Source organism: Reyranella sp. GW821-FHT14A01 (assembly GCF_058803965.1).
In genome coordinates, this window is record NZ_JBXAPM010000017.1 from 18,120 (window position 1) to 33,509 (window position 15,390).

Here is a 15,390-nt window from a genome sequence, read left to right on the forward strand (position 1 = left end):
CCGTCCGGCGGCTTAACATCGGAGCATGGATATTCTTGGCGAAGTGCTCGATCGCGTTCGCCTCGGTGGGGCTTTGCTCTTCCACTTCGAGCTCGGGCACCCGTGGAATTTGTCGTTGCCGGCGCGCCCTTACGCCCTGTTCCATTATCTCAGTCGTGGCTCTGCAACCCTCGCGTTTGAAGGGGGACAGGAATTCCATATGGCCGAGGGCGATTTTTTTGTCGTCACGCGCGGCGAGCCTCATGTGATTTATTCGGATCGCGAGGCGAAGCCGCTGCCGCTTTTGGATATCGAACGACTGCCCGGACGTCTCGGTCTCGTTCGCCACGGCGGCAGTGCGCAGCCGCTCTCGACGATGATCTGCGGCAATTTCACGGTGGCGCGGCCCTCGCGGGGCAGCGTTCTGGAATTGCTTCCGCCCGTGCTTCTCCTGAAGCCCACGGAAGACGGTGGATGGCTCGAGGCGATTCTGAAACGCATGGTGAGCGAGGCAGCACTCGAGCGTCCCGGTCAGGGCGTCGCGCTCTCCCGGTTGACGGAAGTGCTTTTTGTCGAGGTCTTGCGGAGCTGGATCAAGTCTCTCGGTCCCGGTGAAGGCGGGTGGCTGGGGGCGATGGCGGACCCGCACATCGGACCGGCGCTTCAGTTGATCCACGAACGACCGGATCAGCCCTGGACCCTTGGCGACCTCGGGCACAATGTCGGGCTCGGTCGCTCGGCGTTTTCGGCTCGCTTCACGAAGCTCGTCGGCCAGTCGATGTATCGTTACCTGATCGCACGCCGCATGTCGGAGGCCGCGTTTCTGCTCGAAACGACCGACGAAGGCATTGCACGGATTGCGACCCGTGTCGGCTACGAGAGCGCGGCCGCGTTTTCGAAACTGTTCCATCGGCATCATGGCGAGTCGCCGGGCCGGTACCGTGCAGTTCGTCGCGCCGACGGTGGCCGTATGCAAGAAGACGCTCTGGAAGCAGAAGCAGCCGATTGATCTCGCGACGCCGCCCCTTCTGCCGCGAATAACGGTAGGCCATCACACGGGACCACTTCCGTGGAAACGATAGGCTTCCGACAGCGTTGCCGGTGAGGAGGCCACCGGCCCTCAGCACATTGCTGCTTGCCGTTAAGATCCTGAAAGACGTTGTAAAGCCAAAGGGAGAGGACGATGCAGACAGCTCAACCGATACACACTCTTCGTGACAAGCTGGAAGCGGCTCGCCTGGAGCTCATTCAAAAGCTCGCTTCAGATGCGACGCTTCCCGCCGAGGTCCTTAGGGAGCTGTCGATCGTTCAAGGGGCGTTGGCTGGGGTCCGTGAGGAAATCGCGTCTCGTGAACCAAAAGTAGGGTTCGGAGCCGAGAAGCCTCTGGAGTAGACGTAGGCGAGGAACCCGTGGGGAAGGAAAACAGCCGCTTCGTGCAGGTTCATGCAGGATGGCGAACGAGGCCCGGCGCTCGGAATGCCGAGAAACCTGACAATTTCCGGAGGGTAGATGGTGGGCGCTGAAGGGATTGAACCTTCGACCCCACCCGTGTGAAGGGTGTGCTCTCCCGCTGAGCTAAGCGCCCGGAAGGGGCGCGTATAGGGCAGGCGGCCGGAATCGTCAACGGGTCATCGGCGCCCCGCCGCGAGCTTGGCCAGCGCCTCGGGGAGGGCGTCGAAACGGTCGATCACGGCGTCGGCGCCCAGCTCGCTCGCGGGCTTGGCCGTGTAGCCCCAGCTCACCAGCACGGCCGGGATGCCGGCGCCGCGGGCGGCCTCGGCGTCGTGCGTCGAATCGCCGATCATGACGGCGCGCCGCGGGTCGCCGCCCATGCGCTCCAGCAGCATCAGGATGTGGCGCGGGTCGGGCTTGCGGACGGGGAAGCTGTCGGCGCCGGCCACGTCGCTGATCGGCGGCATCAGCTTCAGGTGCTCGAGGATCATGCGCGAGGGCTTCTCGAACTTGTTGGTGCAGACGCCCTGCTTCAGGCCGAGACGGGCAAAGGTGGTAACCACGTCGGCCACGCCGGCGAAGGCGGTGGTGTGGCTGATCGGGTCGGCTTCGTAATAGCGCACGAACTCGCGCGTCACGGCGGTCAGGGCCGCGTCGTCCAGCGATTTGCCGTGCTTGGCGAAGGCCTTGCCCATGGTGACCTTGCTGCCCTGGCCCATGAAAATGCGGACATCGTCCTCGGTGACGGGCGGCAGGCCGTGATCGGCCAGGACGTTGCTGACGGCCAGCTGCATGTCCTTGGCACTGTCGATCAGGGTACCGTCGAGGTCGTAGAGGACCGTGTCGAAACGGGAGGTGATGAGTTTTTCGGCATCTGTTTGCATGCCGTTTCCTCTACCACATCCACCTTGCCCGTCCGCCAGCCCCATGGCATCGGACGGGCATGAAATCCCCCATCGCCGTGGTCGTGCTGGCAGCCGGCGCCGGAACCCGCATGAAGTCGGCCCTGCCGAAGGTCCTGCATCCCCTGGCCAACCGGCCCATGGTGGCGCATGTGCTGGCCAATGCAGCGGCGCTGAAACCGGGCCTCATCGTGGGCGTGATCGCGCCCGGCGCCACCGGGGTGGCCAAGGCCTTCGCGCCCCATCCGACGGTGGTGCAGGACAAGCCGCTGGGAACAGGGCATGCCGCCCGCGCGGCTCTCGGTGCGCTCAAGGGCCATGACGGGCCGGTGCTGATCGTGTTCGGCGACGCACCGCTCGTGACGACATCCAGCCTGCGGAAGCTGGTCGCGGCCTGCCAGAAGGCCAAGGCTGCCGTCGGCGTGCTGGGCTTCATCGCCCGCGATCCCACGCCGTATGGCCGCCTGATCGTGCAGGACGGCGAGCTGGTGAAGATCGTCGAGAGCAAGGATGCCGATGCGACGGAGAAGGCGGTCGCTTTCTCCAACTCCGGCGTCATGTGCATCGACGGCAGGCTGATCACCGCGCTGCTGGGCGCCATCCGCGACGACAATGTGAAGCGAGAATTCTATCTCACCGATGCCGTGCGCCTGACGCGCGAGGCCGGCCACAAGGCGATCGCCGTGGCCGGCGAGGAGGCGGAGTTCCAGGGCATCAACTCGCGGGCCGAGCTGGCGGTGGCCGAGCAGGCGCTGCAGCAGCGCCTGCGCCACGCCGCGATGATGGGCGGCGTCACCATGACCGATCCCGGCACGGTCTGGCTGTCGGCCGACACGAAGTTCGGCACCGACGTCACGATCGGTCCCAACGTGCGCTTCGGGCCGGGGGTGAGCGTCGGCTCGGACACCGTCATCAAGGCCTTCTGCGACATCGAGGGCGTACGTATCGGCCGGAGCGTGCTGGTCGGGCCGTTCGCGCGCATCCGCCCGGGCTCGGAGGTCGCCGACGACGTCCATATCGGCAACTTCGTGGAGCTCAAGGCCACGCGGATGGCCAAGGGCGCCAAGGCCAACCACCTGGCCTATCTCGGCGACGCCGATATCGGTGCGGGCAGCAATATCGGCGCCGGCACCATCGCCGTGAACTACGACGGCTACGGCAAGCACCGCACGGTGATCGGCGCCGACGTGTTCATCGGCTCGAACAGCTCCCTAGTGGCGCCGCTCAAGGTCGGCAAGGGCGCCAACGTGACCGCGGGCAGCGTCGTGACGGAAGACGTTCCGGCGGATGCCCTGGCGTTCGGGCGGGCCCGCCAGGTCATAAAGAAGGGGCGGGCGACGGCGCTTCGTGCGAAGCTGCGGGACCGCGCGGTGGCCGCCAAGAAGGCCGCCGGAGAACGGTCCAGCAAGAAATAATCCCCCTCTCTCTCGGTCGAGACAGATCCCATGTGCGGCATCATCGGCATTATCGGCAAAGCGCCCGTCACGCCTCTCCTGGTCGACGCGCTGAAGCGGCTCGAATATCGCGGCTACGATTCGGCGGGCATCGCCACATTGGTGAACGGCCACATCGACCGCCGCCGGGCCGAGGGCAAGCTGGTCAACCTCGAGGCGCGGCTGGCCGCCGAGCCGCTCACCGGCACGATCGGCATCGGCCACACACGCTGGGCCACGCACGGCAAGCCCTCGGAGCGCAACGCCCATCCGATCGCCACCGACCGGGTCGCCGTCGTGCACAACGGCATCATCGAGAACTTCCAGGAGCTGAAGGCCGAGATGGAGGCCGAGGGTCGCCGTTTCGACAGCGACACCGACACCGAGGTCGTGGCCCAGCTCATCACCTCCTACCTCGAGAAGCAGATGTCGCCGCAGGAGGCGATGGGCACGGCGATGGCGCGCCTGCGCGGCGCCTTTGCGCTGGCGGTGCTGTTCAGCGGCCGCCACGACCTGCTGATGGGCGCTCGTCGCGGCAGCTCGCTGGCGGTCGGCTATGGCGACGGCGCGATGTATATCGGCACCGACGCGCTGGCGCTGGCGCCCTTCACCAAGCGGGTCAGTTACCTTGAGGACGAGGACTGGGTCGTGCTCACCCAGGACGGCGCCAAGGTCTATCAGGGCACGAAGGAAGTGACCCGCGAGGTCCGCCAGAGCGGCATTTCGGGCGCGATGATCGGCAAGGGCAACCACCGCCACTTCATGCTCAAGGAGATCTATGAGCAGCCGGCGGTGATCGGTGACACGCTGCACAGCTACCTCGACCCGGCGACGCGCACGGTGACGCTGCCGAAGCTCCCGCTCGACTGGGCCAAGGTCAGCCGCCTCACCATGACGGCCTGCGGCACGGCCTTCTATGCCTGCATGGTCGGGAAATACTGGTTCGAGCAGCTGGCGCGGTTGCCGGTGGAGGTCGAGGTCGCCTCCGAGCTGCGCTATCGCGAGCCGCCGATGCCCGAAGGCGGCGTCTGCATCGCCGTCTCGCAGTCGGGCGAGACGGTCGATACGCTGGCGGCGATCCGTTACGCCAAGGCCAACGGCCAGACCATCCTCTCGGTGGTCAACGTGCCGGAGAGCGCGATCGCCCGCGATTCGCATGCCGTCTTGCCGACCCTGGCCGGGCCCGAGATCGGCGTTGCCTCGACCAAGGCCTTCACGACCCAGCTCACCGTCCTGCTGTGCGCCGCGATCGCCGCGGGCCGCGCGCGCGGCACGCTGAGCGCCGACGACGAGACCAGGATCGGGCATGCCCTGATCGAGCTGCCGGCGCAGGTCAACGAGGCGCTCAACATGGAGGAACAGTACCGCCGGATCTCCGAGGATATCCTGGCCGAGGCGCGCGACGTGCTCTATCTCGGCCGCGGCACCTCGTTCCCGCTGGCGCTCGAGGGCGCGCTGAAGCTGAAGGAAATCTCCTACATCCACGCCGAGGGCTATGCCGCCGGCGAGATGAAGCACGGGCCGATCGCGCTGATCGACGAGCTGGTGCCGGTCGTGGTGGTGGCGCCGTCCGATTCCATCTTCGAGAAGACCGCCTCGAACTTCGAACAGGTCAAGGCGCGCGGCGGCAAGCTGGTGTTGATGAGCGATGCCGCCGGCGTCGCCAGGCTGGGGTCGCAGGCGGCGGCGTCCATAACCCTGCCGACGGTCGATCCCGTGGTAGCGCCCATCCTCTACACCGTGCCGGTGCAGCTGCTGGCCTATTACACGGCCGTCGCCAAGGGCACCGATGTCGACCAGCCGCGCAATCTCGCCAAGAGCGTCACCGTCGAATAGCGTTGCCGGGCGGGCATGAAAAAGCCGCGGACCTTTCAGGCCGCGGCTTTTTTGAGTCCTGGAGAGGTCCTTCTACCGCGTGCCCTGCGGCAGGCCGGGCAGCGGACCCGCGGGCTGCGGCGCCGGGGCGGGCTGACCGCCGCGCGGCTGCGGCTGGGCGGGACGGGGCTGCGCCGGCTGGGCCGGCATCAGCGTCTGGACGATGGCGCGGATCTTGGCGGCTTCGGCCTCCTGCGCCTTCTTGAACTCTTCCTCGCTGATGAAGCGGTCCTTATTGAGGTCCATCTCGCCGAACTGCTTCAGCGCATAACCCGTCAGCTCGACGCGGTCGATCTGGCCGTCCTTGTTGGTGTCGATCTCGGCGAACTTGCGCATGGCGATATTCTTGCGCATGTCGAACGGCATCAGGTTCTTGGCCTGCGGCCCGTCGGCGGGGCCGGCCAGGACCAGATATTCCTGCCCGCTGATCTTGGTGTCCTTGTTCTTGTCGAGTTCGTCGCCCTGCCGCAGCTGCATGTCCATGAACTCGTTCAGGGTCATCATGCCTTGGCGGCGGCGCTGCTCGACCTGCTGGCGTTCGGCTGCCTCGCGCTGCATCACGCGCTGGATGATCAGGCGAACCTCGGGCTCGGTGATCTTGTTGTCGCGGTCGGTGTCGTAGTTGTTGAACTCCGAATGGACCAGCGCCTCGGCCTCGCCGCGCTCGATGAAGCCGTCGCGGTTGGTGTCGAGGTTCTGGAACTCGGCGCGGGCGTTCCGGCGGCGCTCCTCGAGCGGGGGCAGGCCGGGCGAATCGGCCGGGGTGATCGGCGGTTCGACGACCTTGATGAACTCCTCGACGGACATCTTGTTGTCCTTGTTGGTGTCGAGCGTGTCGAACGACTTCATGCGGTACTTCAGGAAGTCGGCGCGGGTGACCTCGCCCTTCTTGTCGACGTCGATGTCGGTGAACCACTGCGGCAGCGGGATCGCTCCTCCCGGGGCAGGGGCCGGGGCGGCAGCGGTGCCAGGAGCCATCGGGCTGGCAGCCGGCGGCGCCGCGGGCTGGGCGGGCTGTGCCGGTGCGGGCGGAGCGGCCTGGGCCGGCGGCCGGTTCTGGGGCCAGGCCTGGGTCGGGGGAGTCTGGGCCATCGCCGGAATGGCGAGGCAGGCAGCAGTAGCAGCGGTGAGGAAGAGGGTCGGGCGGAACATGCGATTCATTGCGGTGGAGCCCGCTTTTGTAAGGGGAGTTTTCGTATCGGTTGCAAAGAGCGGCATGTCAATGTCCGCCCACCATAGCGAACCTGCGGCGCAATCGCGCCGAAAGCATGGCGTTGTTCCATTTGAGTTGCACGTCCGCGCGGGATGGGCCATCGTAATTCGAGTGCAGACTCCGAAGAAGGGTCGCAAGTACTTGGGAGGACAGGGTAATTTCGCCACGTTGGCGCGTGTAATGCGCTGGCCGGCGGAATCAGCATTCGCATGGCAGGACCATCTACATCCCGCGGCTCGCCGCTGCTCAGCGTGCGCGACGTCTCCGTCCGGTTCGGCGGCATCGTTGCCCTCGATGGCGTAACCTTCGATGTCTTTGCCGGCCAGATCGCCGGCCTGATCGGCCCCAATGGCGCCGGCAAGACGACCCTTTTCAATTGCCTCAGCCGGCTCTACACGCCCAACAGCGGCGACGTGCAGTTCGAGGGCAGGACGATCCTCGACCGGCCGCGGCACGCCATTCCCCAGATCGGCATCGGCCGCACGTTCCAGAACGTCGCGCTGTTCGACAAGATGTCGGTCCTCGACAACGTCAAGGTCGGTTGCCACAGCGTCAGCTCGACCAGCTTCTTCGAGAACGCGCTGCGGGTCCCCAAGGTCAAGGTCGAGGAGGCGGCGATCACCAGGCGCTCGCTCGAGCTGATCGAGTTCATGGACCTCGTGCCCTTCACCCATGCCATGGCCGGGCCTCTGCCGTTCCCGATCCGCAAGAGGGTCGAGCTTGCCCGGGCGCTGGCGTCGAGCCCCAAGCTGCTGCTGCTCGATGAGCCGGCCGCCGGCCTGAACCACGACGAGATCGAGGTGCTGAAGGGCCAGATCAAGCGGGTCCGCGATACCCAGCACGTCACGGTGCTGCTGGTCGAGCATCACATGAGCCTCGTGATGTCGGTGTCGGACAAGGTCGTCGCGATCGACTTCGGCAAGAAGATCGCCGACGGCACGCCGGCGGAAGTGCAGCGCGATCCGGAAGTGATCCGCGCCTACCTGGGGACCTCCTGATGGCTGCGCTTCTCGAGGTCAGCGGACTGAAGGCCTTCTACGGCCAGACCCAGTCCCTCTACGATGTCGGCTTCGAAATCCCGACGGGCGGCATCACGACCCTGCTGGGCGCCAACGGCGCGGGCAAGACGACGACCTTGCGGGCGATCTGCAACATGGTCCGCACCGACGGCACGATCCGCTTCGACGGCAAGAACATCCGCGGCATGGCGACGGAAGAGATCGTCCGCCAGCGCATCGCCCACGTGCCCGAGGGCCGCGGCACCTTCACGACGCTCACGGTCGACGAGAACCTGCGCATCGCGGCCTATACCCGCAAGGACAAGCAGGCGGTCAAGGACGAGCTGGAGCGCGTGTTCGTCTACTTCCCGCGGCTGAAGGAGCGCATCCAGCAGCAGGCCGGCACCCTGTCGGGCGGCGAGCAGCAGATGCTGGCGATCGCGCGGGCGCTGATGCTGAACCCGCGCCTGATGCTGCTCGACGAGCCCTCGTTTGGCCTCGCGCCGCTGATCGTGCTGGAGATCTTCCGCATCCTGCGGCGCATCAACGAGGAGGAGAAGGTGAGTATCCTGCTGGTCGAGCAGAACGCCGCCCTGGCCCTCGACCTCGCCACGCACGCCTACGTGCTCGAAACCGGCAAGGTCGTCATGTCGGGTCCCTCGGACGTCGTGAAGAACGACGAGAACGTCCGCAAATCCTACCTCGGGTACTGAGGCAGCAATGGAACAGTTTCTCCAGCAGATCGCCTCCGGCCTCGCCAACGGCGCCATCTATGCCTGCGTGGCCCTGGCGCTGGTCATGATCTACGTGTCGACCGACCACATCAATTTCGCCCAGGGCGAAATGGCGATGTTCAGCACCTACATCGCCTGGCAACTGATGTCGTGGGGCATGAGCTACTGGGTCGCCTTCATCCTCACCGTGATGATCTCCTTCGTCATGGGGGTGCTCATCGAACGGCTGATCCTGAGACCGCTGCACAATGCGCCGGTGCTGTCGATCATCGTGGTGTTCATCGGCCTGCTGGCGATCTTCAACTCGATGGCCGGCGCCTTCTGGAGCTATCTGATCAAGGAGTTCCCGTCGCCGTTCCCCAAGAGCAGCTTCGGCATCGCAGGCGTGATCGGGCCGCACCAGCTCGGGGTCGTCGTGATCACGCTGATCGTGCTCGGCCTCCTGTTCGTGTTCTTCCGCTACACGCCGCTCGGCCTTGCCATGCGCGCGGCCGCGCAGAACCCGCAGATGGCGCGGCTGGTCGGCGTCCGGGTCGACTGGATGCTGGCCCTGGGCTGGGGCCTCGCCGCCTCGGTCGGCGCGGTGGCCGGCATCATGGTCGCCCATATCGTCTATCTCGAGCCCAACATGATGGGCGGCATCCTGCTCTATGCCTTCGCCAGCGCCCTGGTCGGCGGCATCTCCAATCCCGCGGGCGCGGTGGCCGGGGGCTTCATCGTCGGCATCCTCGAGAACATGGTGGCCTATGCCGGCAACCAGATCGAGAAGGCGACCGGCGTCTACATCATCGGCAACGGCGAGAAGCTCACGGTGGCGCTGATCATCGTCATCTTCGTGCTGACCGTTAAACCCGCCGGCCTGTTCGGGCGGGTCGTCGTGAGGAGGGTCTGATCATGGCCGCCTCGTCGAAGAAGTGGGTCCTGGGCGTCATCGCGCTCGCGGTGCTCGTCCCGCTGCTGCAGCCGGTCATGCCGGATGTCGTCTCCGATTATCGCCTGTTCCTGGTCAGCACCATGATCATCGCCTCGATCGCGGTGCTGGGCCTCAACCTGCTGACGGGCTTCAACGGCCAGTTCTCGCTGGGCCACGGCGCCTTCTATGCGGTCGGCGCCTACACCGCCGCCATCCTGATGGACAAGCTGAACGTGCCCTATTGGGCGACGATCCCGGCGGCGGCCATCGTGTGCTTCATCGTCGGCTACCTGTTCGGCCTGCCGGCGCTCAAGCTCGAAGGGCATTACCTCGCGCTGGCGACGTTTGCGCTGGCCCTCGCGGTGCCGCAGATCCTGAAATACAAGTGGCTTGAAGGCCTGACCGGCGGCGTGCAGGGCATCGTCCTGTTGAAGCCGGAGGTGCCGTTCGGCCTGCCGCTCAGCGAAGACCAGTGGCTCTACTATTTCTGCCTCCTGGTCATGATCGTGCTGTTCTGGGGCGCGGCGAACATGCTGAACAGCCGCAGCGGCCGCGCCATGATGGCGATCCGCGACCAGTACCTGGCGGCCGACACGATGGGTATCGACACGTCCCTCTACAAGACGGTGACCTTCGGCATCAGCGCGGCCTATACCGGCATCGCCGGCGCGCTCTCGGCCTCGGCCATCGCCTTCGTGGCTCCCGACAGTTTCGGCATCTTCCTGTCGATCAAGTTCCTGATCGGCCTCGTCGTGGGCGGTATCGGCTCGCTGTTCGGCTCGGTGCTCGGCGGCATCTTCTACGTGCTGGTCGACAATTCCGCGCAGTCGCTGACCCAGTTCATCCGCAACGACCTCGGCCTGCCGTTCGACCTGTCAGCCTACACGGTCTTCGGCGTGCTGCTGATCGCGATCATCTACCTGATGCCGATGGGCATCGCCGGCGGGCTCTACATGGCCTACCGCAAGCTGCGGGGTGCGCGGGCCTAACCTGGACCCTCTTCGTCGGAAAGTCGCCGGAAGGCGGCCTTCTTTCTGGCCGGAATCGATAGGAGGCTCCGGCAGGCTCTAGTCACTTGGGAGGATAAAAATGGGTACAAGCAGGCGTGGTTTCGTGGCGGGCGCTTCGGCGTTCGCGGTGCTGGGCGCGAACTCGGCCTTCGCGCAGAAGAAGTACGACGACGGCGCGACGGACACCGAGATCAAGATCGGCCATACCGGCCCCTATAGCGGCCCGGCCTCGTCCTACGGCCAGATCGGCAAGACGATCGAGGCCTTCTTCAAGTCGGTGAACGAGGCCGGCGGCGTCAACGGCCGCAAGATCAACTTCATCACCCGCGACGACGGCTACTCGCCGCCGAAGATGGTCGAGCTGGTGCGCCAGCTCGTCGAGCAGGACAAGGTCCTCTGCCTGTTCAATACGCTGGGCACGCCGACCAACACGGCGATCCATCGCTACATGAACCAGAAGAAGGTGCCGCAGCTCTACGTCGCCACCGGCGCCTCGAAGTGGGGCAAGCCCAAGGAGTTCCCGTGGACGATGGGCTTCCAGCCCGACTACCACACCGAGGGTGTCGTCTACGCCAAGCACATCCTGTCGAACGTCAAGGACGCCAAGATCGGCGTGCTGATGCAGAACGACGACTACGGCAAGGATTACTACGAGGGCTTCCGCGAGGGCCTCGGCAAGGAGACCGGCAAGATCGTCAAGCACGTGACCTTCGAGGTCACCGATCCGACGGTCGACAGCCAGATCATCCAGCTGAAGGACTCCGGCGCCAACGTCTTCTTCAACATCGCGACGCCCAAGGCCGCCGCGCAGGCGATCCGCAAGGCGGCCGATATCGGCTGGAAGCCGGCGCAGTATCTCAACAACGTGTCCGCCTCGGTGGGCTCGGTGATGAAGCCGGCCGGCCTCGACAACAGCCAGGGCATCATCACGGCGCAGTATCTCAAGGACCCCACGGACAAGCAGTGGGAGAACACCGACGACTTCAAGGCCTGGGTCGCCTGGATGGACAAGTGGATGCCGGGGGCCAACAAGGCGGATGCCAATCATGTGTTCGGCTTCGCGGTCTCCAACCTGATGCTGGAGACGCTCAAGAAGTGCGGCGACACGCTGACCCGCGAGAACGTCATGAAGCAGGCCGCCAACTACCAGAAGTTCAAGCTGCCGCTGCTGCTGCCGGGCATCACCATCAACACCAGCCCGACCGATTACTATCCGATCCAGTCGGTGCAGCTCGCCCGCTTCAAGGGCGAGACGTGGGATCTGTTCGGCGACGTCATGTCGGCCGAGGGCTCCTGAGCCTCGGACTCGTTGCAGTGAGAATGAAGGCCGCCGGCATCCCGGCGGCCTTTTTCTTTGGCATTTTGGGTCTTTCCAAGCCGCCTCTTTGGCGAGAGGCTTCCTCCATTAATTCTAACAAGGGAGGAAGCGTTGATTACCAACAGGCGTGGTTTCATCGGCGGCGCGTCGGCCGCAGCTTTGCTTTCCGGTTCCCGTTCTGCGTCTGCGCAGAAGAAGTACGACGACGGCGCGACCGACAAGGAGATCAAGGTCGGTCACTTCTGCCCCTATAGCGGTCCGGCCTCCGCCTATGGCGTGATCGGCAAGGCGCACGAGGCCTACTGGAAGAGCGTCAACGATGCGGGCGGCATCAACGGCCGCCGGATCGTCTTCGTCAGTCGCGACGACGGCTACAATCCGTCGAAGTCCGTCGAGGTGACGCGCGAGCTGATCGAGCAGGAGAAGGTGCTCTGCCTGTTCAATACGCTGGGCACGCCGACCAACTCGGCGATCCACAAGTACGTGAACCAGAAGAAGGTGCCGCATCTCTTCGTGTCCACCGGCGCGTCGAAGTGGGGCAAGCCCAAGGAGTTCCCGTGGACGATGGGCTTCCAGCCCGATTACCACACGGAGGGCGTGATCTACGCCAAACACGCCCTGGCCAACGTGAAGGATCCGAAGATCGCCGTGCTGATGCAGAACGACGATTACGGCAAGGATTACTGGGAAGGGTTCAAGGAGGGTTTGGGCAAGGACGCGAACAAGGTCGTGAAGCACGTGACCTACGAGGTCACCGACCCGACGGTCGACAGCCAGGTGATCCAGATGAAGGATTCCGGTGCCAACGTCTTCTTCAACATTTCGACGCCGAAGTTCGCCGCCCAGGCGATCCGCAAGGCGACCGACGTCGGCTGGAAGCCGGCGCAGTACCTCAACAACGTGTCGGCGTCCGTCGCCGCGGTCATGAAGCCGGCCGGCTTCGAGAACAGCCAGGGCATCATCACCGCGGCCTATCTCAAGGACCCGACCGACAAGCAGTGGGACGCCGACGAGGAGATGAAGGCGTGGCGCGAATGGATGACGAAATACATGCCGGGCGCCAACCAGGCGGACGCCAACTACATCTTCGCCTACGCCGTCTCCACGATGCTGCGCGAGACGCTGAAGAAGTGCGGCGACAATCTCACGCGCGAAAACGTCATGAAGCAGGCCGCCAACTTCCAGAAAGCCCGCATCCCGCTGCTGCTGCCCGGCATCTTGGTCAGCACCAGCCCGACCGACTTCTACCCGATCCAGGCCGTCCAGCTTTCGCGCTTCAAGGACGATAGCTGGGAACTGTTCGGCGACGTCATGGCCGCCGAGAGCACCTGACGGCTGCTCCCGCGAAGCTCCCCCGCGAATCGTATCGCGGGGGAGGGCGTCTCAATGGAGCGCGCCACTCCAGTGGCGCTCAGACATCGTCGATGCGCAAGAGATAAGCGCCACTGGAGTGGCGCGCTCCATTGAGGGATTGCCTCTACCGCTCGGCGGGCCTGCGCTGCAGCGCCTGGCGGCACTCGGCCGTGTCGATGCGGCCGTTCTTGTCGACGTCGCAGCGCGTGAAGTTGCGATCGGCGCCCGCCATGAACTCCGTCAGGGTGACGACCCCGTCCTTGTCGGTATCGAGCAGCAGGAAGTAGCTGGACTGCTGGCTGGCCTGGCGGTCCGTCGGGAGAACGCTGTTGCCGACGGCGGGTGTGCGGGCAAACAGCTCGTCCTGGCTGAGCTTGCCGTCATTGTTGGTGTCGAGGCGCTTGAAGCGCGCCTGCTGGCCGGCCTTCCATTCCTCGATCGTGACCGCGCCGTCCTTGTTCGCATCGTAGCGCATGACACCGCCGTCGACCCTTGCCGGGCGGGCCATGGAGGCGGAGGGAGCTGTCTGCGGAGCAGGCGCGTCGCCGGGAGCGGCGAGGGCCGGGGCTGTCATGAGCAGGAAGGCGGTCGTGATCAGGGAAAATCTCGGCATTGGCATGTCCTATAGGTTGTGTCAGGAGACAGCAATGCACGCGCCATTTCCCTTACCGGCCCGTCTAGGCCCCGATATAGTCTGCCCGGCGACCGAATTATGGCCGCGTTGAGGTTTTGTTCTCTCTGGGGATAACCCATGGCGTATGATTACAATCTCTTTGTCATCGGCGCCGGCTCGGGCGGCGTGCGCGCCTCGCGCATCGCGGCGACCCACGGCGCGCGCGTCGGCATCTGCGAGGATTACCGCGTCGGCGGGACCTGCGTGATCCGCGGCTGCGTGCCGAAGAAGCTGCTGATGTACGGCTCCAAGTTCGCGCACGAGTTCGAGGACGCGGCAGCCTACGGCTGGATCGTGCAGCCGCCGACCCATGCCTGGGCAACCCTGCGGGACAACGTGAACCGGGAAGTCGACCGGCTGAACGCGGTCTACCTGCGCCTGCTCGACGGCGCCGGTGTGAAGCTGCATATGGGCCGGGGCCGCCTGATGGACCGTCATACGATCCAGGTCGGCGAGGAGACGATCACCGCCGAGAAGATCCTGATCGCGACTGGCGGCCATCCGGTGATCCCCTCGATCCCGGGCTGCGAGCTGGCAATCACCTCGAGCGATGCCTTCCATCTGCCCGAGCTGCCCAAGCGCATCACCATCGTCGGCGCGGGCTACATCGCCGTCGAGTTCGCCGGCATCTTCCACGGGCTCGGCGCCAAGGTCGATCTGGTGCTGCGCCGCGACCGCGTGCTGCGCGGCTTCGACGAGGAGTGCCGCACCTTCGTCCATGAGGCGCTGAAGGACAGCGGCATCCGCATGCGCACCGAGACCGAGATCGGCCGCATCGTCGCCAAGGGCGCCGACGGCAAGAGCGGCCCGTTCGAACTTCACACGCCGCACGGCGGCATGATCGAAACCGACTGCATCATGTATGCGACCGGCCGCGCGCCCAATACCTCGGGCATCGGGCTGGAGAAGGCGGGCGTACAGCTCAACAAGGCAGGCGCCATCGCGGTCGACGAATGGTCGAAGACCACGGCCGACAATATCTGGGCGGTGGGCGACGTCACCGACCGCATCAATCTGACGCCGGTCGCGCTCATGGAGGGCCACTGCTTCGCCGACACCGAGTTCGGCAATAAGCCGCGCAAGGCCAACCATCACGACGTGCCGTCGGCGGTCTTCTGCCAGCCCGAGATGGCCAATGTCGGCCTGAGCGAGGAGCAGGCCAGGCTGCAGCTCGGCGACATCCGCATCTACACGGCGGCGTTCCGGCCGATGAAGTACACGATCTCCGGCCGCCACCAGCGCACCTTCATGAAGATGATCGTGGAAGACGCGACCGACCGGGTGGTCGGCATCCACATGGTGGGCGACGACGCGGCCGAGCTGATCCAGGGCCTGGCCGTCGCCATGAAGGCCGGCGCCACCAAGGCCCATTTCGACGCCACGGTCGGCATCCATCCGACCGCCGGCGAGGAGTTCGTAACCATGCGCACGGCGCGGGCGGATTCGACCCCGACCCGGGCAGCCGCGGAGTAGAACAAGGCCGGCCTCGCGGCTGGCCTTTTATCCACAGCACGTATAGGTTCACCCACCCCGCCG

At 65.4% G+C, this 15,390-nt stretch carries 13 protein-coding genes and 1 tRNA gene; 10 read left to right on the plus strand and 4 right to left on the minus strand.

Annotated elements, in window-relative coordinates; translation table 11 throughout:
* The first annotated feature begins 25 nt into the window (after positions 1-25).
* Positions 26-988, plus strand: coding sequence for a cupin domain-containing protein (locus tag AC1ROX_RS26080; RefSeq protein WP_493130758.1), 963 nt, complete (start codon positions 26-28; stop codon positions 986-988).
* A 502-nt stretch (positions 989-1,490) separates the two neighbouring features.
* Here AC1ROX_RS26080 and AC1ROX_RS26085 read toward each other — a convergent pair.
* Positions 1,491-1,565: transfer RNA gene (locus tag AC1ROX_RS26085), tRNA-Val, on the minus strand.
* A 43-nt stretch (positions 1,566-1,608) separates the two neighbouring features.
* Positions 1,609-2,316: an HAD-IA family hydrolase gene (locus AC1ROX_RS26090; RefSeq protein ID WP_493130759.1), complete on the minus strand. Its 708-nt coding sequence runs from the start codon at positions 2,314-2,316 to the stop codon at positions 1,609-1,611.
* 59 nt (positions 2,317-2,375) lie between these two features.
* Between AC1ROX_RS26090 and glmU the strand changes: the two genes are divergently transcribed.
* A complete protein-coding gene (gene glmU, locus AC1ROX_RS26095; RefSeq protein ID WP_493130760.1) occupies positions 2,376-3,749 on the plus strand; it encodes a bifunctional UDP-N-acetylglucosamine diphosphorylase/glucosamine-1-phosphate N-acetyltransferase GlmU in 1,374 nt (457 codons plus the stop codon).
* A gap of 30 nt (positions 3,750-3,779) precedes the next feature.
* A complete protein-coding gene (gene glmS, locus AC1ROX_RS26100) occupies positions 3,780-5,603 on the plus strand; it encodes a glutamine--fructose-6-phosphate transaminase (isomerizing) (protein ID WP_493130762.1) in 1,824 nt (607 codons plus the stop codon).
* Between the two features lie 72 nt (positions 5,604-5,675).
* On the opposite strand, the gene AC1ROX_RS26105 is transcribed toward glmS, so the two are convergent.
* Positions 5,676-6,794 carry a hypothetical protein gene (locus tag AC1ROX_RS26105; protein WP_493130764.1) on the minus strand — a complete coding sequence of 373 codons (1,119 nt, stop codon included), beginning with the start codon at positions 6,792-6,794 and terminating at the stop codon, positions 5,676-5,678.
* 270 nt (positions 6,795-7,064) lie between these two features.
* Between AC1ROX_RS26105 and AC1ROX_RS26110 the strand changes: the two genes are divergently transcribed.
* The 6 genes from AC1ROX_RS26110 (at position 7,065) to AC1ROX_RS26135 (ending at position 13,160) form a co-directional block, all read left to right on the plus strand.
* Complete coding sequence (locus AC1ROX_RS26110; RefSeq protein WP_493130765.1) at positions 7,065-7,853, plus strand: ABC transporter ATP-binding protein; 789 nt, start codon at positions 7,065-7,067, stop codon at positions 7,851-7,853.
* Positions 7,853-8,566: an ABC transporter ATP-binding protein gene (locus tag AC1ROX_RS26115; RefSeq protein WP_493130767.1), complete on the plus strand. Its 714-nt coding sequence runs from the start codon at positions 7,853-7,855 to the stop codon at positions 8,564-8,566. Before AC1ROX_RS26110 ends, AC1ROX_RS26115 begins: the two co-directional genes overlap by 1 nt.
* Before the next feature lie 7 nt (positions 8,567-8,573).
* Positions 8,574-9,479: a branched-chain amino acid ABC transporter permease gene (locus tag AC1ROX_RS26120; RefSeq protein WP_493130769.1), complete on the plus strand. Its 906-nt coding sequence runs from the start codon at positions 8,574-8,576 to the stop codon at positions 9,477-9,479.
* Between the two features lie 2 nt (positions 9,480-9,481).
* On the plus strand, positions 9,482-10,489 hold the full coding sequence (locus tag AC1ROX_RS26125) for a branched-chain amino acid ABC transporter permease (protein WP_493130771.1): 1,008 nt from the start codon (positions 9,482-9,484) through the stop codon (positions 10,487-10,489).
* Positions 10,490-10,589: 100 nt separating this feature from the next.
* The gene (locus AC1ROX_RS26130; protein ID WP_493130773.1) at positions 10,590-11,807 is read left to right on the plus strand and encodes an ABC transporter substrate-binding protein; all 1,218 of its coding nucleotides are present in this window, start codon (positions 10,590-10,592) and stop codon (positions 11,805-11,807) included.
* Positions 11,808-11,939: 132 nt separating this feature from the next.
* Complete coding sequence (locus AC1ROX_RS26135) at positions 11,940-13,160, plus strand: ABC transporter substrate-binding protein (protein ID WP_493130775.1); 1,221 nt, start codon at positions 11,940-11,942, stop codon at positions 13,158-13,160.
* A 145-nt stretch (positions 13,161-13,305) separates the two neighbouring features.
* On the opposite strand, the gene AC1ROX_RS26140 is transcribed toward AC1ROX_RS26135, so the two are convergent.
* Positions 13,306-13,794: an EF-hand domain-containing protein gene (locus tag AC1ROX_RS26140; RefSeq protein ID WP_493130777.1), complete on the minus strand. Its 489-nt coding sequence runs from the start codon at positions 13,792-13,794 to the stop codon at positions 13,306-13,308.
* A gap of 138 nt (positions 13,795-13,932) precedes the next feature.
* Between AC1ROX_RS26140 and gor the strand changes: the two genes are divergently transcribed.
* A complete protein-coding gene (gene gor, locus AC1ROX_RS26145) occupies positions 13,933-15,327 on the plus strand; it encodes a glutathione-disulfide reductase (protein ID WP_493130779.1) in 1,395 nt (464 codons plus the stop codon).
* Positions 15,328-15,390 lie beyond the last annotated feature (63 nt).

Bases quoted from the DNA above. Each gene is read 5' to 3' on its own strand.
- glmU (WP_493130760.1), top strand. From the start codon at position 2,376: ATGAAATCCCCCATCGCCGTGGTCGTGCTGGCAGCCGGCGCCGGAACC.
- AC1ROX_RS26140 (WP_493130777.1), bottom strand. From the start codon at position 13,794: ATGCCGAGATTTTCCCTGATCACGACCGCCTTCCTGCTCATGACAGCC.
- gor (WP_493130779.1), top strand. From the start codon at position 13,933: ATGGCGTATGATTACAATCTCTTTGTCATCGGCGCCGGCTCGGGCGGC.
- AC1ROX_RS26090 (WP_493130759.1), bottom strand. From the start codon at position 2,316: ATGCAAACAGATGCCGAAAAACTCATCACCTCCCGTTTCGACACGGTC.
- AC1ROX_RS26125 (WP_493130771.1), top strand. From the start codon at position 9,482: ATGGCCGCCTCGTCGAAGAAGTGGGTCCTGGGCGTCATCGCGCTCGCG.
- AC1ROX_RS26110 (WP_493130765.1), top strand. From the start codon at position 7,065: ATGGCAGGACCATCTACATCCCGCGGCTCGCCGCTGCTCAGCGTGCGC.
- AC1ROX_RS26120 (WP_493130769.1), top strand. From the start codon at position 8,574: ATGGAACAGTTTCTCCAGCAGATCGCCTCCGGCCTCGCCAACGGCGCC.
- AC1ROX_RS26105 (WP_493130764.1), bottom strand. From the start codon at position 6,794: ATGTTCCGCCCGACCCTCTTCCTCACCGCTGCTACTGCTGCCTGCCTC.
- AC1ROX_RS26130 (WP_493130773.1), top strand. From the start codon at position 10,590: ATGGGTACAAGCAGGCGTGGTTTCGTGGCGGGCGCTTCGGCGTTCGCG.
- AC1ROX_RS26080 (WP_493130758.1), top strand. From the start codon at position 26: ATGGATATTCTTGGCGAAGTGCTCGATCGCGTTCGCCTCGGTGGGGCT.
- glmS (WP_493130762.1), top strand. From the start codon at position 3,780: ATGTGCGGCATCATCGGCATTATCGGCAAAGCGCCCGTCACGCCTCTC.
- AC1ROX_RS26115 (WP_493130767.1), top strand. From the start codon at position 7,853: ATGGCTGCGCTTCTCGAGGTCAGCGGACTGAAGGCCTTCTACGGCCAG.